This is a genomic window from Streptomyces sp. NPDC048600 (assembly GCF_055587025.1).
Window position 1 is genome coordinate 39,071 of the sequence record NZ_JBVJGZ010000021.1, and the last position, 26,011, is coordinate 65,081.

23 protein-coding genes are annotated in these 26,011 nt (G+C 72.2%); 12 read left to right on the forward strand and 11 right to left on the reverse strand.

Annotated features, from left to right (window positions below):
- The first annotated feature begins 366 nt into the window (after positions 1–366).
- Positions 367–1,485 (forward strand): phosphoserine transaminase, encoded by a 1,119-nt coding sequence (serC, locus tag ACZ6SQ_RS25935; RefSeq protein WP_469566089.1) that lies wholly within the window; start codon positions 367–369, stop codon positions 1,483–1,485.
- Between the two features lie 61 nt (positions 1,486–1,546).
- On the opposite strand, the gene ACZ6SQ_RS25940 is transcribed toward serC, so the two are convergent.
- Positions 1,547–2,365, reverse strand: a complete 819-nt coding sequence (locus ACZ6SQ_RS25940) for an ABC transporter permease (protein ID WP_469566091.1) — start codon at positions 2,363–2,365, stop codon at positions 1,547–1,549.
- Positions 2,362–3,330: an ATP-binding cassette domain-containing protein gene (locus ACZ6SQ_RS25945; protein ID WP_469566093.1), complete on the reverse strand. Its 969-nt coding sequence runs from the start codon at positions 3,328–3,330 to the stop codon at positions 2,362–2,364. Before ACZ6SQ_RS25945 ends, ACZ6SQ_RS25940 begins: the two co-directional genes overlap by 4 nt.
- 85 nt (positions 3,331–3,415) lie before the next feature.
- Between ACZ6SQ_RS25945 and ACZ6SQ_RS25950 the strand changes: the two genes are divergently transcribed.
- The gene (locus ACZ6SQ_RS25950) at positions 3,416–4,189 is read left to right on the forward strand and encodes a TetR/AcrR family transcriptional regulator (RefSeq protein WP_469566095.1); all 774 of its coding nucleotides are present in this window, start codon (positions 3,416–3,418) and stop codon (positions 4,187–4,189) included.
- Between the two features lie 70 nt (positions 4,190–4,259).
- Positions 4,260–5,012 (forward strand): sporulation protein, encoded by a 753-nt coding sequence (locus ACZ6SQ_RS25955; protein WP_469566097.1) that lies wholly within the window; start codon positions 4,260–4,262, stop codon positions 5,010–5,012.
- Between the two features lie 60 nt (positions 5,013–5,072).
- Here ACZ6SQ_RS25955 and ACZ6SQ_RS25960 read toward each other — a convergent pair whose 3' ends face one another.
- Complete coding sequence (locus ACZ6SQ_RS25960; RefSeq protein WP_469566099.1) at positions 5,073–6,053, reverse strand: WD40 repeat domain-containing protein; 981 nt, start codon at positions 6,051–6,053, stop codon at positions 5,073–5,075.
- Between the two features lie 124 nt (positions 6,054–6,177).
- On the opposite strand from ACZ6SQ_RS25960, the gene ACZ6SQ_RS25965 reads away from it, so the two are divergent.
- Together ACZ6SQ_RS25965 and ACZ6SQ_RS25970 are read left to right on the forward strand one after the other, a co-directional pair.
- Entirely contained in the window at positions 6,178–6,858 is a 681-nt protein-coding gene (locus ACZ6SQ_RS25965; RefSeq protein WP_469566101.1) for an SGNH/GDSL hydrolase family protein, read from the forward strand.
- 52 nt (positions 6,859–6,910) lie between these two features.
- On the forward strand, positions 6,911–7,900 hold the full coding sequence (locus ACZ6SQ_RS25970) for an aldo/keto reductase (RefSeq protein ID WP_469566103.1): 990 nt from the start codon (positions 6,911–6,913) through the stop codon (positions 7,898–7,900).
- A 135-nt stretch (positions 7,901–8,035) separates the two neighbouring features.
- Here the strand turns inward: ACZ6SQ_RS25970 and thpR are convergent, their stop codons facing one another.
- The 3 genes from thpR to ACZ6SQ_RS25985 form a co-directional block, all read right to left on the reverse strand.
- On the reverse strand, positions 8,036–8,608 hold the full coding sequence (gene thpR, locus ACZ6SQ_RS25975; protein ID WP_469566105.1) for an RNA 2',3'-cyclic phosphodiesterase: 573 nt from the start codon (positions 8,606–8,608) through the stop codon (positions 8,036–8,038).
- A gap of 96 nt (positions 8,609–8,704) precedes the next feature.
- The gene (locus ACZ6SQ_RS25980; protein ID WP_469566108.1) at positions 8,705–10,102 is read right to left on the reverse strand and encodes an MFS transporter; all 1,398 of its coding nucleotides are present in this window, start codon (positions 10,100–10,102) and stop codon (positions 8,705–8,707) included.
- Between the two features lie 25 nt (positions 10,103–10,127).
- On the reverse strand, positions 10,128–10,565 hold the full coding sequence (locus tag ACZ6SQ_RS25985; RefSeq protein WP_386377691.1) for a MarR family winged helix-turn-helix transcriptional regulator: 438 nt from the start codon (positions 10,563–10,565) through the stop codon (positions 10,128–10,130).
- 175 nt (positions 10,566–10,740) lie between these two features.
- Here ACZ6SQ_RS25985 and ACZ6SQ_RS25990 point away from each other — a divergent pair, with 175 nt between their 5' ends.
- Positions 10,741–10,923 (forward strand): ribbon-helix-helix protein, CopG family, encoded by a 183-nt coding sequence (locus ACZ6SQ_RS25990; protein WP_386377692.1) that lies wholly within the window; start codon positions 10,741–10,743, stop codon positions 10,921–10,923.
- 44 nt (positions 10,924–10,967) lie between these two features.
- Here the strand turns inward: ACZ6SQ_RS25990 and ACZ6SQ_RS25995 are convergent, their stop codons facing one another.
- On the reverse strand, positions 10,968–12,419 hold the full coding sequence (locus tag ACZ6SQ_RS25995; RefSeq protein WP_469566110.1) for an NCS2 family permease: 1,452 nt from the start codon (positions 12,417–12,419) through the stop codon (positions 10,968–10,970).
- 145 nt (positions 12,420–12,564) lie between these two features.
- Here ACZ6SQ_RS25995 and ACZ6SQ_RS26000 point away from each other — a divergent pair, with 145 nt between their 5' ends.
- Together ACZ6SQ_RS26000 and ACZ6SQ_RS26005 are read left to right on the forward strand one after the other, a co-directional pair.
- Entirely contained in the window at positions 12,565–12,834 is a 270-nt protein-coding gene (locus ACZ6SQ_RS26000; protein WP_469566112.1) for a DUF2530 domain-containing protein, read from the forward strand.
- Positions 12,835–12,995: 161 nt separating this feature from the next.
- Positions 12,996–15,392 carry an HAD-IC family P-type ATPase gene (locus ACZ6SQ_RS26005; RefSeq protein ID WP_469566114.1) on the forward strand — a complete coding sequence of 799 codons (2,397 nt, stop codon included), beginning with the start codon at positions 12,996–12,998 and terminating at the stop codon, positions 15,390–15,392.
- A 53-nt stretch (positions 15,393–15,445) separates the two neighbouring features.
- On the opposite strand, the gene ACZ6SQ_RS26010 is transcribed toward ACZ6SQ_RS26005, so the two are convergent.
- The 4 genes from ACZ6SQ_RS26010 to ACZ6SQ_RS26025 form a co-directional block, all read right to left on the reverse strand.
- Complete coding sequence (locus ACZ6SQ_RS26010) at positions 15,446–16,228, reverse strand: DUF5707 domain-containing protein (protein WP_469566116.1); 783 nt, start codon at positions 16,226–16,228, stop codon at positions 15,446–15,448.
- Between the two features lie 86 nt (positions 16,229–16,314).
- Positions 16,315–17,070, reverse strand: coding sequence for a calcium-binding protein (locus tag ACZ6SQ_RS26015; RefSeq protein WP_386377698.1), 756 nt, complete (start codon positions 17,068–17,070; stop codon positions 16,315–16,317).
- A 348-nt stretch (positions 17,071–17,418) separates the two neighbouring features.
- Complete coding sequence (locus tag ACZ6SQ_RS26020; protein WP_469566118.1) at positions 17,419–20,541, reverse strand: sacsin N-terminal ATP-binding-like domain-containing protein; 3,123 nt, start codon at positions 20,539–20,541, stop codon at positions 17,419–17,421.
- Between the two features lie 493 nt (positions 20,542–21,034).
- Positions 21,035–21,961 (reverse strand): DUF3027 domain-containing protein, encoded by a 927-nt coding sequence (locus ACZ6SQ_RS26025; protein ID WP_389328139.1) that lies wholly within the window; start codon positions 21,959–21,961, stop codon positions 21,035–21,037.
- Positions 21,962–22,291: 330 nt separating this feature from the next.
- Here ACZ6SQ_RS26025 and ACZ6SQ_RS26030 point away from each other — a divergent pair, with 330 nt between their 5' ends.
- From ACZ6SQ_RS26030 to ACZ6SQ_RS26045, 4 genes are all read left to right on the forward strand, one after another.
- Positions 22,292–23,716, forward strand: coding sequence for an MFS transporter (locus tag ACZ6SQ_RS26030; RefSeq protein WP_469566121.1), 1,425 nt, complete (start codon positions 22,292–22,294; stop codon positions 23,714–23,716).
- Positions 23,717–23,936: 220 nt separating this feature from the next.
- A complete protein-coding gene (locus tag ACZ6SQ_RS26035; protein WP_469566123.1) occupies positions 23,937–24,428 on the forward strand; it encodes a DUF2771 domain-containing protein in 492 nt (163 codons plus the stop codon).
- Positions 24,425–25,144, forward strand: a complete 720-nt coding sequence (locus ACZ6SQ_RS26040; protein WP_469566260.1) for a futalosine hydrolase — start codon at positions 24,425–24,427, stop codon at positions 25,142–25,144. Before ACZ6SQ_RS26035 ends, ACZ6SQ_RS26040 begins: the two co-directional genes overlap by 4 nt.
- A complete protein-coding gene (locus ACZ6SQ_RS26045) occupies positions 25,141–26,007 on the forward strand; it encodes a 1,4-dihydroxy-6-naphthoate synthase (protein ID WP_469566125.1) in 867 nt (288 codons plus the stop codon). Before ACZ6SQ_RS26040 ends, ACZ6SQ_RS26045 begins: the two co-directional genes overlap by 4 nt.
- The last annotated feature ends 4 nt before the right edge of the window (positions 26,008–26,011 follow it).

Consider the following 26,011-nt stretch of genomic DNA (forward strand, 5'->3'; position numbering starts at 1 on the left):
TCCCAGGCCCTTAAGGCACTGGGGGAGGCACGCATGCCCGCAGCGGCGGCGGAAAGACGCGTACGGCGGCAAGGGGACGGGGCGGGGGGTGTCCGCCCGCAGCGGCCGCCGTCAGACACCAGAACCCCCGTAGGAGACCGGATCGGCGGACCGAGGACGGATACCCCCCGGCCCGGCCCCGCACCACAGCCCCACCGAACGCGCCACGCCGACCCCCACCGGACAGGAACGGGCCGCCGCAGGCACTCCCAGCCCGTCCGGCGCTTGAGGACAAGGGGGCACAGCCCCCAGCCCCTCGACACGCACCCCGTCTCACGCGACGGACGACGTTTCACCGAGCCGACCCCCACCGGCTACGCTCCCCCCGTGGCTGAGATCCAGATTCCCGCTGACATCAAGCCCGCCGACGGACGTTTCGGCGCGGGTCCCTCCAAGGTGCGGACGGAGGCGCTGGACGCCCTGGCCGCCACCGGCACGTCCCTGCTCGGCACCTCCCACCGCCAGGCCCCGGTGAAGAACCTGGTCGGCCAGGTGCGCGAGGGCATCTCCGAGCTGTTCTCGCTGCCCGAGGGCTACGAGGTGATCCTCGGCAACGGCGGCTCGACCGCGTTCTGGGACATCGCCACCCACGGCCTGATCGAGAACAGGTCGCAGCACCTGAACTTCGGCGAGTTCTCCTCGAAGTTCGCCAAGGCGGCCAAGCTGGCCCCCTGGCTCGCCGAGCCGGACGTCATCGCCTCCGAGCCGGGCACGCACCCCGAGGCCGTCGCGCAGGAGGGTGTGGACGTCTACGCCCTCACCCACAACGAGACCTCCACCGGCGTGGCCATGCCGCTCAAGCGCGTGGCCGGCGCCGACGAGGGCGCCCTCGTGCTGGTCGACGCGACCTCCGGCGCGGGCGGCCTGCCGGTCGACATCGCCGAGACGGACGTCTACTACTTCGCCCCGCAGAAGTCCTTCGCCTCCGACGGCGGCCTGTGGATCGGCGTGTTCTCCCCGGCGGCGATCGAGCGCGCCGAGCGGATCCACGCGTCCGGCCGGCACATCCCGGAGTTCTTCAGCCTGCCCACGGCGATCGACAACTCCCGCAAGAACCAGACGTACAACACCCCGGCCCTGTCCACCCTCTTCCTGCTGAACCAGCAGCTGGAGTGGATCAACGGCCAGGGCGGCCTGGACTGGTCGGTCCGCCGCACGGCCACCTCCGCGCGCACGCTGTACGGCTGGGCCGAGGACGTGAAGTACGCCAACCCGTTCGTCACCGACCCGGCGAAGCGCTCGGCGGTCATCGGCACGATCGACTTCACCGACGACGTGGACGCGGCCGCGGTCGCCAAGGTGCTGCGCGCCAACGGCATCGTGGACACCGAGCCCTACCGCAAGCTGGGCCGCAACCAGCTGCGTGTCGCGATGTTCCCGGCGATCGACCCGGCGGACGTCGAGGCGCTGACGAAGTGCGTCGACTACGTGATCGAGAAGCTGTAGCCGTAACCGGTACGACGGTAAGGGGCGCCCGCCAGGACGGCGGGCGCCCCTTCGCCGTCTCTCAGCGGCTAAGGCCCCGGAACCGCCGGACGGCCAGTGGCAGGAACACAGCCGTGAGGACGACGGGCCACACCCCCGCCATCAGCAGCGCGTGCTGCTCCACCCACGAGTCACCGGCCCCGGCGGGCGTGCCGAACAGCTCACGGGTGGCGGCGGCGGTCGAGGAGATCGGGTTCCACGCGGCGACCCACCCCAGCCAGTCGGGCATCAGCTGCGGTGCGACGAAGATGCTGGAGATCATCGTCAGCGGGAAGGCGACCGCGAACAGCCCTCCCGCGGCCTCCGGGTTGGGTACCAGCAGCCCGAGCCAGACGCCGAGCCAGATCAGCGCGAACCGCAGCCACAGCAGCAGCCCGAAGGCGGCCAGGAAGCCGAAGCCGCCGTCCGGCCGCCAGCCCATGGCGAGGGCGGTGAGCATCATGATGGCCAACTCGGCGCAGGCGATCAGCAGATCGGTGACGCCGCGCCCGGCGACCACGGCCGAGGAGGCCATCGGCATGGAGCGGAACCGGTCGATGACCCCCTTGGTGGAGTCGTACACGACAACCGTCGCGGTGTTGATGAAGCCGAACGCCATCGTCATCACGAACATGCCGGGCATCAGGAACTCGGTGTAGTCGCCGCCGCCCGGCACGGTCATCGCCGAGCCGAAGACATACCCGTACAGCAGTACCGACAGGATCGGGAAGCCCAGCTGCCAGGCGATGTTGACGGGCTGGCGCTGGTAGTGGGTCAGGCCGCGGCGGACGATGTTCCAGCAGTCGGCGAGCGCCCAGTGGACGCGTCCGCGGCGCGGGGCGGTGAGGTCCGGGGCGCTCATGCGGCCGCCTCCTCCTTCTCGGTGCGGTGTCCGGTCAGGCGCAGGAACACGTCGTCGAGGCTCGGCCTGCGCAGTCCGATGTCCTCCACCCGGACGCCCTCGTCCTGAAGGGTGCGGGCCACCTCCGTGAGCGCGGCGACCCGGTCCGTGACCTGGGCGTGCACCCTCAACTCGGCCTCGTCCGCCTCGGGTTCGCCGTCGCAGACCCGGGCGACGGTCTTCACGACCCGGGGGATGTCCGACCGTTCGGCGACGACGACCTCGATGCGGTCGCCCCCGACCGCGCTCTTCAGTCCGTCGGGGGTGTCGTCGGCGATGGCCCGTCCCTGGTCGATGACGGTGATCCGGGAGGCGAGCCGGTCGGCCTCCTCCAGGTACTGGGTGGTCAGCAGCACGGTCGTGCCGCTCGCCACCAGCGCCCGTACGGACTCCCAGACCTCGCCGCGGCTGCGCGGGTCCAGCCCGGTCGTCGGCTCGTCGAGGAACAGCACGGCCGGGGCGAGGATCATCGAGGCGGCGAGGTCGAGGCGGCGCCGCATGCCGCCGCTGTACTTGCCGACGCCCCGGTCGGCGGCGTCGGTCAGGTCGAACCGCTCCAGCAGTTCGCTCGCGCGGGACCTGGCGAGCCTGCCGCCCAGGTGGAACAGCCGTCCGAACATCTCCAGGTTCTGCCGGCCGGTGAGCACCTCGTCGACCGCCGCGTACTGCCCGGTCAGTCCGATCCGCGCGCGCACCTCGCGCGGCTGCCGGGCCACGTCCAGGCCCGCCACCGTGGCGCTGCCCCCGTCCAGCCCGACCAGCGTGGACAGGATGCGCACGGCGGTCGTCTTGCCGGCGCCGTTCGGCCCGAGCAGGCCGTGCACGGTGCCCTCCCGGACGGTCAGGTCGAAGCCGTCCAGGGCGCGCTTGTCGCCGTACCTCTTCTCCAGCCCGTGCGCCCGTACCGCGTATCCGTCGTCGTCCATAGCCCCTCCTCCAGAACTGAGTACACCGTACCCGATTACGCGTACGCCGTACTCAGTTTTTTCGCGAGGTCCTAAACTGACCCGTATGACGAGCGGTGACAGCGGTACGCAGGCCAGCGGCAGGGGCGACATCGTCCGCACCCTCGAACTGCTGTGGGACACCGGACACCGGCCCACCCGGGGGCCGAAACCGGCCCTGTCGCTCGACCGGATCGTGGACGCGGCCGTCCGGGTCGCGGACGCCGAGGGCCTCGCGGCGCTCTCCATGCGCCGCGTGGCCACCGAGCTCGGCACCGGCGCCATGTCCCTGTACCGCCACGTCCCCGGCAAGGCCGAGCTGCTCGACCTGATGCTGGACCGCGTCCAGGTCCCGTCGCCGGAACTCACCGCCACCGCCCCCGAGGACGGCTGGCGGGCCGCCCTGGAGGCCTCGGCCCGCGGACTCCTCGGCCTCTACCGCCGCCACCCCTGGCTGCTGGGGGTCAACCAGTACCGCCCGATCCTCGGCCCCAGCGCCCTCGGCGGCATGGAGGCGGTGCTGACCCGCATCAAGCCGCCCATGGGCCTGACCGACCCCGAGCTGGTCTCCGTGATCATCATGATCGACGCGTACGTGGTGGGCGCCGCCCGCACCCAGCTGTACGCACAGGAGGCCGAGCGGCACACCGGCCTGACCGACGCCGAGTTCTGGCAGGCGCAGTACCCGTTCCTCGAGCGGGTCATGACGAGCGGCCGCTACCCCGCCCTCGCCGCCCTCTCCGAGGACGCCTTCGGCCCCGAGTTCGACCACTTCGAGTTCGGACTGCAACGGATGCTCGACGGCCTCGAGTCGCTGGTGTCACAGCGCGCCCGGAATTGATCATTTCGGCATAGGCTCCCGGAACGACGGCCCCCGAACGGACCGTCACCAACGGGAGGGGACCCGCCACATGGCACTTCGCACGTTCCTGCGCACGCTCGGCTCCAACGCCCCGACGGTGGACACCGTGGTCGACACCGGGCGCGTCCTGCCCGGCGCCCCGCTCGACCTCACCGTCCGGCTCCGCGGCGGCGGCGCCGACCTCGACGTGGAGCGGCTGCACCTGGAGCTCGTCGTCCGGGCCGAGGACCGCGAGGTGGACGGCTCCACCGCCTGGAACCGCCCGTACGCCGTCACCGCCGTCACCGAGGAGCCCTTCCGTCTCCCGGCCGGGGCGGAACTCACCCGCCAGGTCCGCGTCGACGTGCCCTGGACCATGCCGTTCACCCACGCCCGCGGCGAGCGCCTGCGCGGCAGCCGGGTGGCCGTGCGCACCGAGCTGGCCGTCGACGGGGCCGTCGACCGCGGCGACTTCGACGAGATCGAGGTGCACGCGCTGCCGGCGCAGGACATGCTCTTCGACATCTACGAGGACCTGGGCTTCCGCTTCCACGAGTCGGAGGTGAAGGTCTTCTCCCAGGCCTGGCCCGAGCGCTACAAGGCCCGCCGCTCCACGGACTACTGGCAGGAGCTGGACTTCCACTTCCCCGAGTCCTGGGACTACCAGGGCTGGGAGCTGGAGACCGTCCTCATCAGCTTCGCCGAGGAGATGGACGTCCACCCGGGCGGCAACCCGCCGGTGACGCTCGCCTACGCGGACATGGACCGGGAGAAGTGGGCGCAGGCCGTCGAGGAGCACGTACGCCGGCACTGGAACAGGTGAGCACGGCTCACCGGCCCGGGCCCGGCACACCTGAACGCCGGGCCACCGGAACCCAAGTCCCTACGAGCGCCGCCTCCTGAGCCGGGTGACGCCGAACAGGCCGAGGGCGACGGCGCCGATGACGACGTACTCGACGCGCAGGCCCGACCCGCTCTCGTCGCCGTCGGCGGCGGCGCCCGAACCGCCGCCGGACGAGGGCGAGTCGGAGCCGCCGGAGCCGCCGGGCGCGTCCTGCGCCTCCACCGCGCTGCCGGCGCCCTCCATGCCGAGCATCAGCTTCGTGCCGTCGGCCGAGTAGCTGACTGACTCCCCCTGGCCCAGCGGGACGCTGACCCGCTCCAGCCGCCGGGGCTTGCCGTCGTTCCAGTCGTAGGCGATGCCGCCCAGGTAGCCGCGCACCACGAACCGCTCGCCGTCCGGGGAGAAGGCGGCGTCGGTGGCCCACAGGTCGATCGGGGCGACCCGCTCGAACATGTTGGTGCCGGAGGGGGACAGCGGGGCGCGGGCGGCGTAGAGGTGCCCGCCGTCCTCGTTCTTGTCGATGAGGTAGACGTCCCCGGTCTTCGGGTGCACCAGGATCGACTCGGCGTCGCGGGGGCCGTCGGCGTACTTGACGACGTACTGGGTGGCCCGCACCGACTGGTCCTTCAGCTCCTTGGGCTCGGGGAGCTTGTACACCCAGACGTGTTCCCAGGTGCCGCCGAGGTTGTCGCCGATGTCGCCGACGTAGAGCTGGTTGTCGGGTCCCATGGCGATGCCCTCGACGTCGCGCGGGGCGCCGACACCGGTCATGGTGACCGTGGCGACGGTCTCGCCGGTGGCGCTGTCGACGGCGTAGAGGAAGGCGCCGGTGTCCTGGTCGTTGTGGGTCCAGTAGATGCCCGGGTGCTGCCGGGAGGCGGTCAGGCCGCTGGACTCGGTGATGCGCGGGTCCTTGATGGTGAACCCCTCGTCCCCGTCGGCGGCGGAGGCGGGCTGGGCGAGGCCCACGAGCAGGCAGGCGGCGGCCGCGGACAGCACGGCGGCGAGGGATCGGCGCATGCGCTCAAGCCTGCCACCTCGGCGGCGGTTTGATCGGCCCGGGGACCGCGCGGGACCTGCCGGGTGGTGGTCCTCACACCGCCGGGGGACTCCGGCGGGACGCCCGATCCTCCATGATGAGCGGATGCTCAGGTTCATGCCCGTAGGCGACTCGATGACCATAGGCAGCGCGGGCGAACACACCTGGCGCCACCGGATGTGGCAGCACCTGCGCGACACCCACGGCGGTCCCTTCGCGCTGGTCGGCCCCCGCGAGACGCTCCACGACCCGGCCACGGGCGAGCCCACCTCCCACGAGTACGCCGACCCGGACTTCCCCCGCGCCCACCTGGCCGGCTGGGGCGAGGGCTGGCTCCACATGGCCCCGCTGATCGCCGACGCGGTCAGGCGCTGCCGGGCCGACGTCCTGCTGGTCTCGCTCGGCCTGATCGACCTGGGCTTCTACACCAACGCCGAGCAGACCGCGGAGAACGTCCGCGCCTTCGTGACGGCCGCGCGGTCCGCCAACCCCCGGGTCCGCATGGTCGTGCTGCCGGTCATCCCGAACGTCCGGGCCCAGGACGACGCGGACTTCGCCGAGCAGGTCGCGCAGTTCAACGTGCTGCTGGCCAAGGAGATCGCCGACCTCGACGAACCGGGCTCCCCGCTCCTGCTGGCCTCGGTCGGGGAGTCCTACGACCTCCTCACCGACACCTACGACGGCACCCACCCGAGCGCGAGCGGCGAGCACAAACTGGCGGCGGCCTTCGCGGAGGCGATGCACCAGGCGTGGGGCCTGGGAGACAGGTACACGCCGCACCGGTGACGCGACGGCGGGTCCTTGCCTAGAGCGCACTCCAGGCCGTTGGCTGGGGACCATGGAGTACACGCAGCTCGGACGCACCGGACTCAAGGTCAGCCGACTGGTCCTCGGCACGATGAACTTCGGCCCTCAGACGGACGAGACCGACAGCCACGCCATCATGGACGCGGCGCTGGACGCCGGCATCAATTTCTTCGACACGGCGAACGTCTACGGCTGGGGCGAGAACAAGGGCCGCACCGAGTCGATCATCGGCAGCTGGTTCGCCAAGGGCGGCGAGCGCCGCGACAAGGTCGTGCTCGCCACGAAGGTGTACGGCAACATGGCCGCCGACGGCGAGGCCTGGCCCAACCACGACAAGCTGTCCGCGCTCAACATCCGGCGGGCCGTGGACGCCTCGCTGAAGCGGCTGGGCACGGACCACATCGACCTGTACCAGTTCCACCACATCGACCGGTCGACGCCGTTCGAGGAGATCTGGCAGGCCGTCGACACCCTCGTCGCCCAGGGCAAGATCCTCTACGCCGGGTCCAGCAACTTCCCCGGCTACAAGATCGCCCAGGCCAACGAGACCGCGGCCCGGCGCGGCTCCTACGGCCTGGTGAGCGAGCAGTGCCTCTACAACCTCTTCGAGCGCCGCGCCGAGATGGAGGTCGTCCCGGCCGCGCGGGAGTACGGGCTCGGCGTCATCCCGTGGTCGCCCCTGCACGGCGGACTGCTGGGCGGGGTGATCCGCAAGGAGGTCGAGGGCGGCCGGCGCGCCGGCGGCCGCACGGCCGAGGCGCTCACCGACACAGCCGTCCGGGCGCAGGTGCAGGCCTACGAGGACCTGCTCGACAAGCACGGGCTGGAGCCCGGCGAGGTCGCGCTGGCGTGGCTGCTCACCCGGCCGGGAGTGACCGGGCCGATCGTGGGCCCGCGCACCGCGGAACAGCTCGGCTCCGCGCTGCGGGCCGTCGAGCTGGACCTCGCCCCCGAGCTGCTCGGCGAACTGGACGAGATCTTCCCCGGCCCGGGCCCCTCCCCGGAGGCCTTCGCCTGGTAGGCGCGCACGGCGGCTCAGCGATGCGGCGGCCTGGTCTACTTCCCCACGGCCGCCGCCATCGCCACGACTACGAACATCAGTACGAGCGCACCGGCCATGATCCGGTTCCTGGTCTTCGGGTCCACGGGACCGAGCCTAACCGGACGCGCCGAGCGGCAGTCGGGCGACCGCCTCGTAGCGGGGCTGCTCGCCGGGCACTCCGGAGACCGGCTGGCTGCTGCGCACCAGGGCCAGCTCGCCCACCGTCCAGGTGCTGCCGGTGAATCGGGCGAGCAGGTCGAGCTGGGGCCGCACGTCGACCGCGTCGCGGCTGCGGGCCACCGTGAGGTGCGGGGTGTAGCGCCGGTGGGCGCCCATGTCGACGCCCGCCCTGCGCGCCGCCGCCTCGCTGCGGTCGGCGAGGCGCCGCAGTGCCTCCAGATCGCCCTCGGCCCCCGCCCACAGGGCCCGGCCGTGGCCGAACTGGCCCCCTCCGCGCACGGCCAGCGGGAAGGGGTCACCGCGGTGCGCGGCCCGCTCCAGCCGCTCCGACAGTTCCGGTACGACGGTGTCGTCGACCTCGCCGTAGAAGGCCAGGGTGAAGTGCCAGCCCGGGCGGCCGGTCCAGCGCAGCCGGTCGGCGCCGGGCAGTTTCTTCAACTCGGCGACCTCTGCGGCCAGTTCGCTGATCACGTCGGCGGGGGGCAGCACGGCGGCGAAGAGTCTCATAGGGGCCACCCTGCCACCGGCCGGGACCGGAGGCGGCCGTCCGGGCGGGGCCGGCCCCGCGGGGGCCGTCGGTCCGGTCCGGACGGCCGCCGCGGGTCACGCCACCGCGGCCAGTTCCTCGCGCCGCTCGCGCGGCACGAACCGCACCACCGGGTGTCCGTGCGCCCAGCCCACCGAGAGCCGCAGCCCGCTCGTGCGGGCCAGGATCAATCCGATCACCGCGGCCGCGAGCGCGGCGACGGCACCGCCCGCCGCCAGGCCGACGCGCGGGCCGTAGGTGTCCGTGACCCAGCCGACGATCGGGGCGCCGATCGGCGATCCTCCGAGGAACACCATCATGTAGAGCGCCATCACCCGGCCGCGCATGGCCGGGTCGGTGGCCATCTGGATGCCCGTGTTGGCCGTGACGTTGATCGTCATGCCGAACAGGCCCAGCGGGATCATCAGCAGCGCGAACATCCACAGGGCGGGGCTCGCGGCGGCGACGATCTCGATCAGGCCGAAGGCCATGGCCGCCACGCTCATCACGCGCAGCCGGGCCGTGCCGCGCCGGGCGGCCAGCAGCGCGCCGGCGAGCGAGCCGACGGCCATCAGGGTGTTGAAGAGGCTGTACGTGCCCGCGCCGCCGTGGAAGACGTCGTCCGTGAAGGCCGACAGATACACCGGGAAGTTGAAGGCGAAGGTGCCGACGAACCCGACGAGCACGATCGGCCAGATCAGCTCGGGCCGGCCGGAGACATGACGCAGGCCCTCGCGGAGCTGGCCCTTGCCGCGCGGGGCGCGTTCCACCGCGTGCAGTTCACGGGCCCGCATCAGCAGCAGTCCGGCGACCGGTGCCACGAAGGACAGGCCGTTGAACAGGAACGCCCAGCCCGTGCCCACCCCGGTGATCATCAGGCCCGCGACGGCGGGGCCGACCAGCCGGGCCGACTGGAAGTTGGCGGAGTTCAGGCTGACGGCGTTCTGGAGCTGGTCGGGGCCGACCATCTCGGTGACGAAGGACTGCCGGGCCGGGTTGTCGACCACCGTGGCGAGTCCGACGGCGAGGGCGGCTACGTAGACGTGCCAGACCTCCACCCGGCCGGTGAGGGTCAGCAGCGCCAGCGCCAGGCCGGTGACGGCCATCGCGGCCTGGGTGACCAGCAGGGTGCCGCGCTTGGGCAGCCGGTCGACGAGGACGCCGCCGTAGAGGCCGAGCAGCAGCATGGGCAGGAACTGGAGGGCCGTGGTGACACCCACGGCGGTGGCCGAGCCGGTGAGGCTGAGTACCAGCCAGTCCTGGGCGATGCGCTGCATCCAGGTGCCGATGTTCGACACCGCCTGGCCCAGGAAGAAGAGGCGGTAGTTACGGATTCTCAGCGAGGCGAACATCGAGGTCCGGCGACGGGCCTCGGGCGGTGGTGCGGGGGTCCGGCGGGCATCCCCGGTCGGGGGCGAGTCGGAGTCGTGGGTGGTCGGTGCGGGGGCGGAGTGTGCTCCGGGTCCCGTACTCAAAAGGGTTCGCCTCCTCGGTGTCTGCTTACAGATGCGCGAGCTTCTCCAGCACGGGGGCGGCGGCGCGCAGTTTCGCCCACTCGTCCTCGTCGAGGTCCTCGACCAGAGCCGCCAGGAAGGCGTTGCGCTTGCGGCGGCTCTCCTCGAGCATCGCCTCGGCCTGCTCGGTGCGGGTGACCACCTTCTGGCGTCGGTCCTCGGGGTGCGGCTCGAGCCGGACCAGGCCCTTGGCCTCCAGCAGCGCGACGATGCGGGTCATCGACGGCGGCTGGACGTGCTCCTTGCGGGCCAGTTCGCCCGGGGTCGCCCGGCCGCAGAGGGACAGGGTGCCCAGCACCGACATCTCGGTGGGGCTCAGCGACTCGTCGACCCGCTGGTGCTTGAGTCGGCGGGAGAGCCGCATCACGGCGGAGCGCAGGGAGTTCACGGCGGCAGCGTCGTCGCCATGGGTGAGGTCCGGCATGTCCTTAGCGTAACTCATTACTCTCGCTAAAGACCACTCGGGGCGCGCCGGGACACCCGTGACCCGCGCCACTCGAACGCCCTCGTCATCCGGGCTAACGCAAGGTCACCCATATGAGTGAGAGGGTGGCGAAAAGCGACCCATCGGCCGCCCGCATGCCGCGACCCTCGTACGCATGGGGACCAGCGTGCTCAGCCTGCGCATAGACGGGGAGCTGCTCGAACGGCTCCGGCATCATGCGGCGAAAAGAGGAATGAGCGTCCAGGACTATGTGGTCCGGACGCTCATCCGCGACGACTTCGACCAGCGGTTCCAGGCCGCCGTCGAGGAGACCGAGAAGTTCTACGGCCACGCCTGAGGCGCCCCGCGACGGCCTTCCGCCGACGCCCCGGCCGCCACCCGTCAGGTGAGCTGGAGGGCGGGCATCAGGTAGTAGAAGAGGAACACGGCGGAGACGACGTACATCGCCACCGGGATGTCCTTGCCCCGGCCGGCCGCCAGCCGCATCACCACGAAGGTGATGAAGCCCATCCCGATGCCGTTGGTGATCGAGTACGTGAACGGCATCATCACCATGGTCACGAAGGCCGGGACGGCGATCGTGTAGTCGGCCCAGTCGATGTCCTTGACCGAGCCCGCCAGGATCAGGAAGCCCACCGCGAGCAGCGCCGGGGTGGCGGCCTGGGACGGAACCATCGTGGCGACGGGCGTGAGGAACAGCGCCAGCGTGAACAGACCGCCGGTGACGAGGTTCGCGAAGCCGGTGCGGGCGCCCTCGCCGACACCGGCGGTGGACTCCACGAAGGCCGTGGTGGCCGAGGAGGAGCTGGCACCGCCCGCGGCGACCGCGAGGCCGTCGACGAAGAGCACCTTGTTGATGCCGGGCATCTGGCCCTGGGCGTCGGTCAGCTTGGCCTCGTCACTGACGCCCATGATCGTGCCCATCGCGTCGAAGAAGCACGACAGCAGCACGGTGAAGACGAACAGCACGCCGGTCAGCACGCCGACCTTGCCGAAGCCGCCGAACAGGCTGACCTCGCCGACCAGCCCGAAGTCGGGGGTGGCGACCGGGTTGCCCGGCCACTTCGGGGTGGTCAGACCCCACGACGGGATGTGTGCGACGGCCTCGATGATCATCGCGAGGGCGGTCATGGCGACGATCGAGATCAGGATCGCCCCGGGTACCTTGCGCACGATCAGGGACAGGGTCAGCAGCGCGCCCAGGATGAAGACCAGCACCGGCCAGCCGTTGAGGTGACCGTCCAGGCCCAGCTGGAGCGGGACCGTGGTGTGGGCGGCGTCCGGGATGCGGGAGACGAAGCCGGCGTCGACCAGACCGATCAGCATGATGAACAGGCCGATACCGATCGAGATCGCCTTGCGCAGCCCGAAGGGCACCGCGTTCATCACGCGCTCGCGCAGACCCGTGGCGACCAGCAGCATCACCACGAAGCCGGCCAGCACGACCATGCCCATGGCGTCCGGCCAGGACATCCGCGGGGCGAGCTGGAGGGCGACGACGGAGTTCACGCCGAGGCCGGCGGCCAGCGCGATCGGGACGTTGCCGATCACCCCCATGAGCAGGGTGGTGAACGCGGCCGTCAGCGCGGTGGCCGTGACCAGCTGGCCATTGTCGAGCTGGTGGCCGTACATGTCCTTCGCGCTGCCGAGGATGATCGGGTTCAGCACGATGATGTAGGCCATCGCGAAGAAGGTGGCGAAACCACCGCGGACCTCGCGGGACAGGGTGCTGCCGCGCTCGGAGATCTTGAAGAAACGGTCGAGGGCGCCGTAGGCCGGCGCGCCGCCGGGCTGCTCCGGAGCGGGGACCTTGGCGGGGGCCGAGGTGGGCATTTTGTTGGTTCCTACGAACAGAAGTGGTCAGACATAAACGGTTTCAGTATGAACATATGAGGTTCTCAGCCGCCATCTCCGCGCGTAGACCCGGTTCGGGGCGTGCAGCTGCGGGCACGCCCGATCGGCCTCGTAAGCTGTGCGCATGGCGAAGTGGATCCCCAAGCACGAGGCGCCGGAACCCCTGGAGGGTCCGGTGGTGCCCGTCGTCGTCGGCGGCACGATCCTCTGGTTCGTCCTCTTCCTGGTCCAGCTGCCGTTCTACGGCTGGTTCGACGACCACGGGCACGCCTGGTGGGTGTGGACCTGTCTGGCGGGCGCCGGCCTCGGGCTGATCGGCATCTGGTACGTCCGCCGGCGCGACGCCGCGATCAAGCGCGCCGAGGCGGCGGGGCTGGAAGCACCGGCCTCCTAGCCGCGCCGAGGCAGGGCGGACACGGGGAGCGGCCGGGCGGGTCCGCCGGGCACGCCCACGACGTCCCCCGTACAACCACGGCAGGAGCCGTCTCCTCCCGTGGTCGGAACTTGTGCGCACTCGGCGGGTGAACGCCACGCTCCGCACGTACCGTCGAAGGCATGTCGCACATCGACGCGGGCGCCGAACTCGATCCTGTGCATCCCATACCCGTGCCGTCCCACCCGGCGCACGGACTGACCGCGGCCGAGGTCGCCGAGCGGGTCGCGGCCGGCCGGGTCAACGACGTACCGGTGCGCAGCAGCCGGTCCCTGACCGAGATCGTCCGCGCCAACGTCTTCACCCGGTTCAACGCGATCATCGGTGTGCTGTGGCTGATCATGCTGGTCGTGGCACCGATCCAGGACAGCCTGTTCGGCTTCGTGATCATCGCGAACACCGGGATCGGCATCTTCCAGGAGTGGCGTGCGAAGAAGACCCTGGACTCCCTCGCGGTGATCGGCGAGGTCCGGCCGACCGTGCGCCGCGCCGGGACGGCCGTGGAGGTCGGCACCTCGGAGATCGTGCTGGACGACATCCTGGAGATCGGGCCGGGCGACAAGATCGTCGTGGACGGCGTGTGCGTCGAGGCCGACAGCCTGGAGATCGACGAGTCGCTGCTGACCGGTGAGGCCGACCCGGTCGTCAAACGCCCCGGCGACCAGGTGATGTCCGGCAGCTTCGTGGTCGCGGGCGGCGGCGCCTTCCGGGCCACCAAGGTCGGCCGCGAGGCGTACGCCGCCCAGCTCGCCGAGGAGGCCTCCCGCTTCACCCTCGTCCACTCCGAGCTGCGCTCGGGCATCTCCACGATCCTGAAGTACGTGACGTGGATGATGATCCCGGCCGCGCTCGGCCTGATCGTCACCCAGCTGGTCGTCGAGAGCAACGACCTGCGGGACTCCATCGCCCGCACGGTCGGCGGCATCGTCCCGATGGTCCCCGAGGGGCTGGTGCTGCTCACCTCCGTCGCCTTCGCCATCGGCGTGATCCGGCTCGGCCGCAAACAGTGCCTCGTGCAGGAACTTCCCGCCATCGAGGGCCTCGCCCGGGTCGACATCGTCTGCCTGGACAAGACCGGCACCCTCACCGAGGGCGGCATGGACGTCACCTCCCTGCGCGTCCTCGACGGCTTCGACGAGACCTACGTCCGCCGGGTGCTGGGCGCGCTCGGCGAGTCCGACCCGCGGCCCAACGCCTCCCTGAAGGCGATCATCGACGCCTACCCGGACAGCGAGGAGTGGCGGTGCGTGCAGGCGCTGCCCTTCTCCTCCGCGCGCAAGTACAGCGGCGCCGCCTTCAGCGAGGGCGACGGGGAGTCCAGCAGCTGGCTGCTGGGCGCCCCCGACGTGCTGCTCGCCGACGACGACCCGGCCCTCGGCGAGACCGTGCGGCTGAACGAGGAGGGGCTGCGGGTGCTCCTGCTCGCCCGCACCGCGCGCGAACTCGACGACCCGGAGGTCGGCCGCGACGCCCGGCCCGCCGCACTGGTCGTGCTGGAGCAGCGGCTGCGCCCGGACGCCGCCGACACCCTGCGCTACTTCGCCGAGCAGAACGTCCGCGCGAAGGTCATCTCCGGCGACAACGCGGTGTCGGTGGGCGCGGTCGCGGGCAAGCTGGGCCTCGCCGGTTCGGCGGTGGACGCGCGCCGGATACCCGCCGACCGGGACGGCATGGCCGCCGCGCTGGACGAGGGCACAGTGTTCGGGCGGGTCACCCCGCAGCAGAAGCGGGACATGGTCGGCGCCCTCCAGTCCCACGGGCACACGGTCGCCATGACCGGCGACGGAGTGAACGACGTCCTCGCGCTGAAGGACGCCGACATCGGCGTCGCCATGGGCACCGGCTCGGAGGCGACCCGGGCGGTCGCGCAGATCGTGCTGCTGAACAACAGCTTCGCCACCCTGCCGTCGGTGGTGGCCGAGGGCCGCCGGGTGATCGGGAACATCACGCGCGTGGCGACGCTGTTCCTGGTGAAGACGGTCTACTCGGTGCTGCTGGCGGTCCTGGTGGTCTGCACCCAGGTGGACTACCCGTTCCTGCCCCGCCATCTGACCCTGCTGTCGACCCTCACCATCGGCGTCCCGGCGTTCTTCCTGGCCCTCGCGCCCAACAAGGAACGCGCGAAACCGCACTTCGTGCGGCGGGTCATGCGCTACGCGATCCCGGGCGGGGTCGTCGCCGCGGCCGCGACCTTCACCACGTATCTGATCGCCGGCCGGTACTACTCGGGCGAGGACGCGCTGGACGCCGAGACCAGCGCGGCGACCCTGACGCTGTTCCTGGTGTCGATGTGGGTGCTGGCCATCATCGCCCGCCCCTACACCTGGTGGCGCGTCCTGCTGGTCGCCTCCATGGGCGGCGCCTTCCTGCTGGTGCTGGTGGTGCCGTGGCTCCAGGAGTTCTTCGCGCTGCGGCTGGTCGGGGTGACGATGCCCTGGCTCGCCGTCGGTATCGCCGCGGTCGCGGCGGCCGCCCTGGAACTCCTGTGGAGAGGGGTCGACCGCCGCTTCCCGGCGTAGGCGGCAGCGCGGCTCGGCGCATGCCGACGAGGGGTCACGAGGACCCGACGGGACTACTGCACGTCGATGTAGTCGGCCGCGGAGACGGCCGAGGAGCTGGTGGTGATGCCCGCGTAGACGAAGCGGTAGTAGCCGTCGTAGGTCGCCGTGGTGGTCGTGCTCAGGGCGCCCGTGGAGCTCGACTTGACCGTCTTCAGGGTCGACCAGGCGGTCGCGCCCTTCTTCTTGTACTGGAGCTTCACGTACTGGCTGCTGAAGTTGCCGTAGTTGGCGTAGTTCCAGCTGGCACGGGTCAGCTTGCTCGTGACGGTGAGCGTCTTGCCCTTGCGGACCGGCTCCGGGGAGGCGTTGGCCGCCGCGAGCCGGGACAGGCGCTGGAGCTTGAAGGTCTTGACGTTGTCCTTCTGGACGAAGTCGGCGTCCTTGCCGGAGGCGATCGCCCAGACCTTCCAGTAGCCGGCGACCTGGTCGACGGCGTTGTAGCGCGGCTTGAGGTCGTAGGTCGCCTTGCAGGTCGAGGTGGTGGCGCTCACCGCGGTGCAGACGGAGTAGTGGTTGCTCGTGTTGGCCACGGCACCGCTGTCGGAGGTGTCGAACGTCGTGCCGTGCCAGAGCAGGGCCATGGCGTTCTTGACGCCCGACGGGTCCTTGACGGTGAAGGAGACCGTGATCCGCTTCGTCGTGGTGGCGCCCACCACGACCGGCTTGCCCCCGTTCACGACGACGTTCGAGATCGTCGTGTCCCCGGCGCCGTCGTCGGCCTGCGCGACCGGGACGGCGAGGGCGGACACGGCGAGAGCGGCGAGAGCGGTGGCCACGGTGGCACGGGTACGCATGCAGATCCTTCGTGATTCGGTGTGCGAACGGGTCCGGCCCCGGCTGGTTGCCGGGGCCGGTCGACGGTCTTGTGGGACCGGGAGACTTACTGGACGTCGATGTAGTCGGCGGCCGAGTAGACCGGCGCGGCGGCGCTGGTGCCGGCGTAGACGAAGCGGTAGTAACCGTCGTACGTGGCCGTGGTGGTCGTGCTCAGGTTGCCGAGGCTGTTCGACTTGATCGTCTTCAGCGTGGACCAGGCGGTCGCGGTCTTCTTCTTGTACTGGAGCTTCACGTACTGGCTGCTGAAGTTGTTGTACTTCAGCGTCTCCCAGTTGACGCGGGTGAGCTTGCCGGTGACCGTGATGGCCTTGCCCTTGCGGACCGGCTCGGGAGAGGCGTTGGTCGTCAGCTTGGTGTGGCGCTGGAACTTGAAGGGGCCCGCCTTCTCCTTCCAGATGTAGTCGTCGTCCTTCGCGTCGATCCACGCGTCGACGTACCACGTGCCGGCGTTGTTGTTGAACAGCATGTCGACCTTCGGGTCGACCGTGACCCAGCCGGTGCAGGTCGAGGTGGTGGCGTTGGCGGCCACGCAGGTGGGCTTGGTGCTGTCGAGGATGCCGTAGCCCGGCCCGTACAGGGTGAACTCCTCGGCGCCCAGAATGCCCGAGTTGTCCGTCGCCGTGACGCTGACCTTGAACTTCTTCGCGGTCGTACCGACAGCCACCGCGTTGTCGCCGTCCACGACAACCTTGGTGATCTTGGTGTCGCCCTCGGAACCGTCGGCCATGGCGGCCGGCGCGGCGAAAGCGGACAGGACCAGGGCGCCGGTGACGACGCCGAGGGTGGCACGCATACGCATGTCTGTTCCCCACGTAAGGAGAGGCCTCGTTGCCCTTCGATGCACACGGTCCGTGAGCGTGGCGAGGCCTAAGTGGTCGAGGAGTCTGTTGACTCGGATGATCAGATCAGTGACGCAGGGGAATGGTTGTACGGACTGCGGAGATTTTGTGCGAAGTTTTTCGGTCGCCCACGCCGGTCCGGGGCAGGCTTGTAGGGGCGCCGGGACGGCACGGGTGGAGAGGCCGGGGCGCCGGTGACGACGCCCGGGGTGACTCGCTCGCGCATGCCCGTTTTCGCCCACGCCGACCGATCGCGGAGCCGGTCGACTCGCACGACCGGATCGACGTGGCTGAACCCCGGGTGGGACTCAGTCGAACCAGCGGTCCCGCGCCAACTCCGCGGTACGGGAGGGGTCTTCGAGCAGCGCGGCCACCTCGAACCGGCGCGGCCACTGCCCCGCCGCCCAGGCCAGCCCGGCGGCGACACCCTCCAGGGTCGAGGCGTGCAGCACACCGTCGTCGGTCAGCCGCCAGTCGATCTCCACACCGTCGACCACCAGTTCCTCGTGCTCGACGTACGACGAGGGCGTACGCGGGCCGAGCAGCACCCGCACCGACTCGGGCACGTCGTGCTCGGCGCCCTCGGAGTCGACCGCCCCGGACACGGATTCGCTCAGCCGCCGCACCTGGAACAGCTCGGCCAGCTCGGCGGCCCGCACCGGGCGCACCGGCAGCAGCGGCACGCCCCCGGTGAAGGGCAGCAGGTCGGGCGAGTCCACGACCACCGCGTCGGCCGCGTCGACCACCTCGGTGTGCCCGTCGACGACCGCCCGCACCTCGTCGGGCAGCGTGACCTGGTCGGGGTCGAGATCGGCCAGCGCCCCGTACAGGCCGTGCAGTTGAGCGCCCGTCACCTCGCGCTCGGGGTCCGCCAGCCGGTCGAGCAGCTCGGCGGCGCCGCCGGGCTCGTCCACCAGCGCGGCGACCGAGGTGCGCACACCCAGCGCCCGCAGCACCTGCTCGTCGTCGAAGCCGGTCGCGTCGGCCTCCTCGTACAGCCCGCGCAGCAGCGGGTCCCCACCCGCCGCGAGCAGACCGGCGGGCTTGCGGCCGTCCAGCACCGGGTGCCCGCGCAACCACCATGCCGTGTACGGCCGTACGACCTCATGGGTGCCGTCGGGCAGCAGGATGCGCACCGGCTGGGTCAGGGCGTCCCGCAGCGGGGGCTGGGCGAGCAGGGCGAGCGCCTGCGGCCAGCGGTCGTCGTCCACGAGGTCCAGATCGCGCACGGCGACCAGTTCGGTGGCCACCGGTGGCACCGGCGAGTCGGGGAACCGGTCGAGGATGTCCTCGCACCACACGTCGACCGCGTCCAGCAGCCCGGCGTCGTCGGGCTCGGCGAAGTCGCCCTCGCGGGGCTCCAGTTCGTCCGGGTCCAGCACCACGTCGGTGGCGCGGACCAGCGTGAAGTTGGCCAGCACCCCGCATGCGGCCAGCGGGCCCTGTCCCCACTTCTCGGCCAGTTCGGCTTCCACCGAGGCCAGTTCGCCCTCGCGCATGACCTGGTGGAAGGCGCTGCCGGGCAGCACCAGCTCGCCGGCCGGGGCGAGTTCGCCGTCCTCGTCGGGCAGGGCGAGCGCGCCCAGCCAGGGCTCGTCACCGGGTTCCAGCCCGGCGTCCCGCACCAGCGCGAGCACGGTCTCGGCGAGCTCCTCGGCGTCGGGGGCCTCGGCCTCCCAGTCCAGGGCGCCGTCGTCGTCCAGCGAGGCCGCGACCGCCGCCCGCACCTGGGGTGTGGTCAGCACGGCCCGCGGGGTCGCGGGCAGCGCGCCGAGCTTCTCCAGGAGGGGGTGCGCGGCGTCCGCGTGGGCGACCTTCAGGCCGAGCCGGGACAGCACGCCCGGGTCGATGCTCACGGCGTCCGCGGTGGGCAGCAGCACCTGCCGCGGCCCGATCGTCGTACGCCCGTCGGCGAGCGGCACCGGCAGTCCGGTCAGCCGGTCGGGGTCCACGCCCGCGAGGCTGTCGTAGAGCCGCCGCCACCAGCCGGGGTCCTTCTCCAGCCCGGCCAGCCGGTCCACGGCGTCGGTCAGCGGCACCCGGGCCACGCCCAGCGTGCGCAGCTCCGCGCGGCGCTCCAGCCCGGCGGGCAGCAGCGTCGGCAGCACCTCGGCCAGTACGCGCACGGTGTCGGCGCCCGCGCCCTCGACGACCTCGGCCTCGCGCGGCCGCAGGGCCTCGGGGAGCTCCTCGTGGTCCTCACCGCCCTCGACGGCGGGCGGCAGGAAGGCGGTGCGCGGCAGCCGCTCCAGGATCGCCTGGCGCAGCGCCCCGTCCAGCTCGCCGCGGCCGAGCGGGCCGGGCACGAGCTCGATGATGCCGGTCGTCACCGGGCGCCATCCGGCGAGCAGCTCGGTGTAGGCGTCGGCGGCGCGCTGGACGAGGAAGTCGGTCAGCGGGCCTGCCGCGGCGTGCCGGCGGGTGGGGTCGAGCGGGAAGGAGCCGATGAGCAGCGCGGGTACGCCGAGCGCCTCGTCGCTGGGCGTCGGCGCGTGCACGACCGGGCTGGTGCGCGGCCGCGCGGGCGTGCCGTCGGCGTCCACGGGCACGGCCCAGGTGACCGACCAGTACGGGCGCAGCCGCTCCTCGACGGGGCGGTCGGCGAGCAGCTCGGGCCGCAGCTGCCCGTGCGCGGCGGCGGTGCGCCAGCGGGTGGTGCCGTCGCGCGAGTCCTCCACGACGGTCAGCGCGCCGTCGGTGGCGCGGCGCAGGGTGCGGGTGGCGCCGCCCGCGTCGATCACGACCTCCTCCAGGCCGGGCAGGGCCAGCAGCAGGGCGTCGTCCACGGCGGCGAGGAGCCGTTCGGCGAGGTCGGTGGCGGCGGTGTCGCGCAGCGGCAGGATGACGGCGGTGTCGTACGGGTCGGGGGCGCTGCCCTCGGCGGCGAACGGCAGCCGCAGCAGGGGTACGTGGCCGTCGCGGCGGCGGATCTCGTCGCCCAGGCCGGGGCTGTGCCGGGCAGTCTCGGAGGCCAGGTCGCGGGCCTCGGGGAGCGACCAGCGCACGCCTCCGTGGCGGCCGACGACCGCGGGCTCGTCGGTGACGGCGAGGACCGCGGCGAAGCCGACGCCGAACCGGCCGACGGCCGCCGTGCCGGTCTCCCGCTTGGCGGAGGCGCGCAGGGTGGCCAGGGACTCCACGCCGGCCGCGTCCAGGGGTGCGCCGGTGTTCGCGGCGACCAGGACGCCGTCTCGCAGGGTGAGGCGCAGACGGCCGGGGACCTGGGCTCTGGCGGCGGCGTCGGCGGCGTTCTGGGCGAGCTCGACGACGAGCCGGTCCCGGTAGCCGCCGAGGACCAGGTCCTCCTCGGCGTTCGCGTCCTCGCGGAAACGGGCGGGGCTGGTGGCCCAGGCGTCGAGTACGCCGCGCCGCAGACGGGCCGTCCCGAAGGGGTCGGCGCCTTCGGCCGCGGGCCGCACGAACTTGGTCACGTCCACACTCTCCTCATCGGCGTGACCTTGAAGGTACCGCGCGGAGGTGGTCGTGATTCCCCGGCGCGGGGTGGGGGCGCGTCTGGGGAGGCGGTTGTGTGGTGGCGGTGCCGGGTGGCCGGGCGCTCCCCTTGGGTGGGCGGGAGTGCGTCTGCCGGGGGCCTGTGGATTGCCGACTTACCGAGCGTCGTGGCTGTTCGCGCAGTTCCCCGCGCCCCTTGGGTAGGTGGCGCCCCGGCGGCGTGCGTGGGCGCAGCCCTTGGGTGGGCGGGAGTGCGTCTGCCGGGGGCCTGTGGATTGCCGACTTACCGAGCGTCGTGGCTGTTCGCGCAGTTCCCCGCGCCCCTTGGGTAGGTGGCGCCCCGGCGGCGTGCGTGGGCGCTCCCCTTGGGTGGACGGGAGCGCGTCTTCCGGGGGCCTGCGGATTGCCGACTTACCGAGCGTCGTGGCTGTTCGCGCAGTTCCCCGCGCCCCTTAGGGGCGCCCGGGCGGGTTACGAGTGGCCCAGTTCCGCTGTGGATTCGTCGGGGAGGTCGGGGACCGAGCCGGAGTCGGGGGCCGGGCGGAGGGGGAAGGGGTCGACGCGGGTTTCGTCGACGACCGGCGGGGCCGGCTGGGGAGGCTTCGGCATGACCGCGGCCTCGGAGTGGCCACCGCAGCCGTAGGACAGGGAGACCACGCGGCCGTCGGCGGGCGAGAACTCGTTGGCGCAGACACCGAAGGCCTGGCCGAGGGAGCCGCCGATCGGGGTGAGGAAGCCGCAGCTGACACAGGTCGCGGGGGCGGCCTGGGCCATCGGCGTCTTGGCGCCGAACGACTCGTCCCAGCGGTCGGCGGCGGTGTGCAGGCCGTAGCGGGACAGCACGCGGGCGCGGCGCATGCCGAGTTCCTCGGCGACGGCGGCGATCGAGCCGCGGGTCGGCGCGCTGGGCAGATGGGCCGGGACGCCGGCGGTGACGTCCGCGTCCTCCGCCTCGGCCAGCTCGGCCATGTCCGGGGAGACCGCGGAGTCGGGCGAGGGCTCGTCCTCGCCCGAGAAGCCGGGCTCCAGGCGCAGGTCCTCGGCGTCGGTGGGCAGCAGATCACCGGGTCCCATGTCGCCCGGGCGCAGCCGCTCGCTCCACGGCACCCACTCGGGGGCCAGCAGGGCGTCGGGGCCGGGCAGCAGGACGACCTCGTCCAGGGTCACGATCTTCGCGCGGGAGGCACGGGCCACGGTCACGGCCCAGCGCCAGCCGCGGTAGCCCATCTCCTTGCACTCGAAGAAGTGCGTGACCACACGGTCGCCCTCGGAGACGAGTCCGGAGTGCTCCCCGACGACGCCGGGGGCGGCCGCCTCCTCGGCGGCGGTGCGGGCGAGGTCGACCGCCTCGGCGCACAGGCGGTCGGGGGTGCGGCTTCGCGTGGTCGCTGCGCTCACAGGTATCGCTTCTCTCCTACGCCGTCTCTCATGGGGTGCTTCCGGCGACGGAGCGGACGGAGCGGACCTGTGGGCCGCGTCGACGTCCGCGTCCGATCGCACTCGGGCGCACCTGTGCCATCCATTGTGCGGGATGGCTGAGATACGCACGCTACCTGTTCGCGGGCGCTCGGCCTACACCGACGTGGTTTCCGGTGCGATCGGAGTGATCTTCCAGGGCGTCCGGAACCTCGGACGCCGGTGGATTCCCGCCATGGAGATCCACGAAAGTGCAGGGCCATACGCGCGGTAACCGCACTACACCCGTCCTCTTCGGGGCACTATGGCGTCGTGGCAGCCGCGAGGTCGCCCGAGGACGCCACCGGGGTCGGTGGGGCCAAGGGGAACAGCCGAAGTGGCGGTTCGAGCCGGTTCCGCGGCTTCGTCCGCTCCCTCGGGCGTGCCCTGCACCTGCCGGTGACGGGCCCGGCCCGGGGCATCCGCAAGGCCACCCACGCGCAGGGCGCGGGCGAGTCGGGCCTCGGCAAGCTGATCGAGCTGCACGCGGTGAACGGCGCGGGCGACATGATGATCACGGTCGCGCTGGCCTCCACCGTGTTCTTCTCGGTGCCCACCGACGAGGCCCGTGGCCGGGTCGCGCTCTACCTCGCCATCACCATGGCGCCCTTCACGCTGCTCGCCCCGGTCATCGGCCCGCTCCTGGACCGGGTGCCGCACGGCCGGCGCGCGGCGATGGCCTGCGCGATGCTGGCGCGGGCGCTGCTCGCCCTGGTGCTGTCCGGGGCGGTGATCAGCGGCAGCATCCAGCTGTACCCGGCGGCGCTCGGCGTGCTGGTCGCCTCCCGGTCGTACGGGGTGGTGCGCAGCGCGGTGGTGCCCCGGCTGCTGCCGCCGAAGTTCTCCCTGGTGAAGGCGAACTCCCGGGTCACCCTGGGCGGCCTGCTGGCGACCGGCATCGCGGCGCCCGTCGGGGCCGGGCTCCAGGCGCTGGGGCCGCGCTGGCCGCTGTACGGGGCGTTCGTGATCTTCATGGCGGGAACGTTCCTGTCGTTCTCGCTGCCCCGCAAGGTCGACTCGGCCCGCGGCGAGGACACCGCGCTGCTCGCGGCCGACGCCCAGCATCTGCACGGCCCGCACCGCCAGCCGGTCAAACGGCCGGGCCTGCGCACGGTCGGCATCGCCGTCACCCACGCCCTCGGCGCGAACTGCTCGCTGCGCTGTCTCTCCGGGTTCCTGATCTTCTTCCTGGCGTTCCTGCTGCGCGAGCATCCGCTGACCGGGCAGAGCGCGGCCGTCTCGCTCGGCATGGTCGCCGTCTCGGCGGGCGTGGGCAACGCGTGCGGGACGGCGGTCGGGGCCTGGCTGCGTTCCCGGGCCCCGGAGATCATCATCGTGACGGTGGTGGCGCTGGTGGCGTGCGCGGCGATCGTGGCGGCCGCGTTCTTCGGGGCGGCGCTGGTGGCCGCCCTGACGGCGGTCGCGGGCTTCGCGCAGGCGCTGTCCAAGCTGTCCCTGGACGCGCTCATCCAGCGGGACGTGCCGGAACAGGTGCGTACGTCGGCGTTCGCCCGCTCCGAGACGCTGCTCCAGGTGTCGTGGGTCTTCGGCGGCGCGATCGGCATCGCCATGCCGCTGAACGGCGCGCTGGGGCTGTCGGTGGGCGCCGCGATCGTGGCGGCGGGCTGGCTGACGACCGTACGGGGGCTGCTGAGCTCGGCCCGGCACGGCGGCGCGGCGCGACCGCCCGTGGAGTGAGGCGGGGGCGGCTTCCGCAGCCCGGCGCAGGGGCGGGGCGCTGAGGCAGGGGCAGCTTCCACGGCCCGGCGCCGGGGCGCCTCGTAGCCCTGGTCCGGGCCCTGTCGCGGCCCCGCCACGCTGGTGCCTTCGCCCGTCCCCGGACGCGAGTGGCGTAACCCACGGCATGGCCCGGCCCCCAGGTGGGAGAGCGGACAGGAGGGCCCGATAGCCTTCGCCCATGACCACGATGCAATCCGCTGTGCGACGCCGCCGCGCCGTCGCCGCCGCCGGCGCCGTTTCCGCCGGACTGCTCGTCCTCACGGCATGCGACAAGCCGACCCCCGTGGCGACGGTCACCATCGGCTCCAACTCGGTCACCTCCGAGGCCGTCTGCTACAACGACGGCGACCCGCTGGACGCCAAGGCGCTGGAGGGGTGCGTCGAGAACGCCGACGACATCAAGTCGATCGAACTCGGAGAGGACGAGACCGTCCGCTTCGGCGTCGACCCGGAGATCGCGGACGGCCGCTGGACGATCCTGGTGAACGGCCGCCAGTTCATCGACTTCAGCGACAACACGTACCGCACGCTCCCCGGCAGCGCGTTCTTCCAGGCCCAGTACGGCACCGAGGGCAACACCAACACCGTCACCATCCGCATGGGCGAGAAGGCGGTGGAGGGCATGTGGTCCTTCAAGCTCAAGAACAAGGACCCGGACGGGAACTCCTGACCACGTCCAGCACCCGGATCCTCGTCGCCACCGCCGTCCCCGCCGAACGGGACGCGGTGGCACGGGCGTTCCCGCGCCGGCCCGTCGAGGCGCTCCTGCCCGGCGCGCTGCTGCACCGGGTCCCGGACGGCCCCGACCTGCTGGCCGCCGGGGTCGGTCCCGCGCGCGCCGCCGCCTCCGTCGCGGCCGCGCTCACCGCGGCCGCCCTCGACGGCGCGCCCTACACACTCGTCGTCTCCGCCGGCATCGCGGGCGGGTTCCTGCCCGGCGCGCCGGTCGGCTCGCTCGTGGTGGCCGACGAGATCACCGCCGCCGACCTGGGCGCGGAGACGGCCGACGGTTTCCTGCCGGTCACCGAGCTGGGCTTCGGCACCGTCACCCACCGCCCGCCCGAGGACCTCGTCCGGCGGGCCGCCACCACGGCCGGGGCGCGCACCGGGGCCGTGCTCACCGTCTCGACCGTCACCGGCACCGCCGCCGGCGCCGCCGCGCTGCGCGAACGCCACCCGGGGGCCCTCGCCGAGGCCATGGAGGGCTTCGGGGTCGCCGAGGCGGCGGTCGCCCTGCACGGCACGCCCGTCATGGAGATACGCGCGATCTCCAACCCCGTGGGCCCCCGTGACCGGGCCGCCTGGCGCATCGGCGAGGCCCTGGCCGCGCTGACCGAGGGCTTCGGGAAGCTCGCACCCGTCCTGACGAGTTGGAAAACGGCATGAGTCTCCAGATCGCGTACTCCCCCTGCCCGAACGACACCTTCGTCTTCGACGCCCTCGCGCACGGCCGGGTGCCCGGCGCGCCCGCCCTGGACGTCACCTTCGCCGACATCGACATCACCAACGGCATGGCCGAGCGCGGCGAGCACGACGTGCTGAAGGTGTCCTACGCGGTGCTGCCGTACGTCCTCGACACGTACGCCCTGCTGCCCTGCGGCGGCGCGCTCGGCCGGGGCTGCGGCCCGCTGGTCCTCACCCGCGAGGCCGCGACCGGGGGCGCCTCCGCGCTCGGCGACGGGGGACTGACGGGCCGTACGGTCGCGGTGCCGAGCGAGCGGTCGACGGCATACCTGCTGTTCCGGCTGTGGGCGGCGGACACCGTGCCCGGCGGCGTGGGCGAGATCGTGGTGATGCCGTTCCACGAGATCATGCCGGCCGTGCGCGACGGCAAGGTCGACGCGGGCCTGGTCATCCACGAGGCCCGCTTCACGTACCGGAACTACGGGCTGCACAAGCTCGCCGACATGGGCGAGCACTGGGAGGCCACCACGGGTCTGCCGATCCCGCTGGGCGCGATCATCGCCAAGCGCTCCCTCGGCGAGGAGACCCTGCGGCGGCTCGCGGACGCGATCCGTACCTCCGTGCGGGCCGCCTGGGACGACCCCGAGGTCTCCCGCCCCTACGTCATGGAACACGCCCAGGAGATGGACCCGGCCGTCGCCGACCAGCACATCGGGCTGTACGTCAACGAGTTCACCGCGGCACTCGGCGAGGACGGCTACGCGGCCGTGCGCGGGCTGCTGACCCGCGCGGCGGCCGAGGGACTGCTGCCGCCCCTCGGCCCGGACGCGCTGGAGTTCCCGTAAGGGA

Coding starts and splice junctions, on each gene's coding strand:
- ACZ6SQ_RS25960 (WP_469566099.1), bottom strand. CDS start 6,053: ATGCGCCGATCCCTCGCCGCCGTGCTGTCCGCGGCCGCCGCCTGCCTG.
- ACZ6SQ_RS25950 (WP_469566095.1), top strand. CDS start 3,416: ATGACGAGCGGTGACAGCGGTACGCAGGCCAGCGGCAGGGGCGACATC.
- ACZ6SQ_RS25990 (WP_386377692.1), top strand. CDS start 10,741: ATGGGGACCAGCGTGCTCAGCCTGCGCATAGACGGGGAGCTGCTCGAA.
- thpR (WP_469566105.1), bottom strand. CDS start 8,608: ATGAGACTCTTCGCCGCCGTGCTGCCCCCCGCCGACGTGATCAGCGAA.
- ACZ6SQ_RS25955 (WP_469566097.1), top strand. CDS start 4,260: ATGGCACTTCGCACGTTCCTGCGCACGCTCGGCTCCAACGCCCCGACG.
- ACZ6SQ_RS25945 (WP_469566093.1), bottom strand. CDS start 3,330: ATGGACGACGACGGATACGCGGTACGGGCGCACGGGCTGGAGAAGAGG.
- ACZ6SQ_RS26010 (WP_469566116.1), bottom strand. CDS start 16,228: ATGCGTACCCGTGCCACCGTGGCCACCGCTCTCGCCGCTCTCGCCGTG.
- ACZ6SQ_RS26035 (WP_469566123.1), top strand. CDS start 23,937: ATGACCACGATGCAATCCGCTGTGCGACGCCGCCGCGCCGTCGCCGCC.
- ACZ6SQ_RS25995 (WP_469566110.1), bottom strand. CDS start 12,419: ATGCCCACCTCGGCCCCCGCCAAGGTCCCCGCTCCGGAGCAGCCCGGC.
- ACZ6SQ_RS26015 (WP_386377698.1), bottom strand. CDS start 17,070: ATGCGTATGCGTGCCACCCTCGGCGTCGTCACCGGCGCCCTGGTCCTG.
- ACZ6SQ_RS25965 (WP_469566101.1), top strand. CDS start 6,178: ATGCTCAGGTTCATGCCCGTAGGCGACTCGATGACCATAGGCAGCGCG.
- ACZ6SQ_RS26005 (WP_469566114.1), top strand. CDS start 12,996: ATGTCGCACATCGACGCGGGCGCCGAACTCGATCCTGTGCATCCCATA.
- ACZ6SQ_RS26045 (WP_469566125.1), top strand. CDS start 25,141: ATGAGTCTCCAGATCGCGTACTCCCCCTGCCCGAACGACACCTTCGTC.
- ACZ6SQ_RS25940 (WP_469566091.1), bottom strand. CDS start 2,365: ATGAGCGCCCCGGACCTCACCGCCCCGCGCCGCGGACGCGTCCACTGG.
- ACZ6SQ_RS26000 (WP_469566112.1), top strand. CDS start 12,565: ATGGCGAAGTGGATCCCCAAGCACGAGGCGCCGGAACCCCTGGAGGGT.
- ACZ6SQ_RS25970 (WP_469566103.1), top strand. CDS start 6,911: ATGGAGTACACGCAGCTCGGACGCACCGGACTCAAGGTCAGCCGACTG.
- ACZ6SQ_RS25985 (WP_386377691.1), bottom strand. CDS start 10,565: ATGCCGGACCTCACCCATGGCGACGACGCTGCCGCCGTGAACTCCCTG.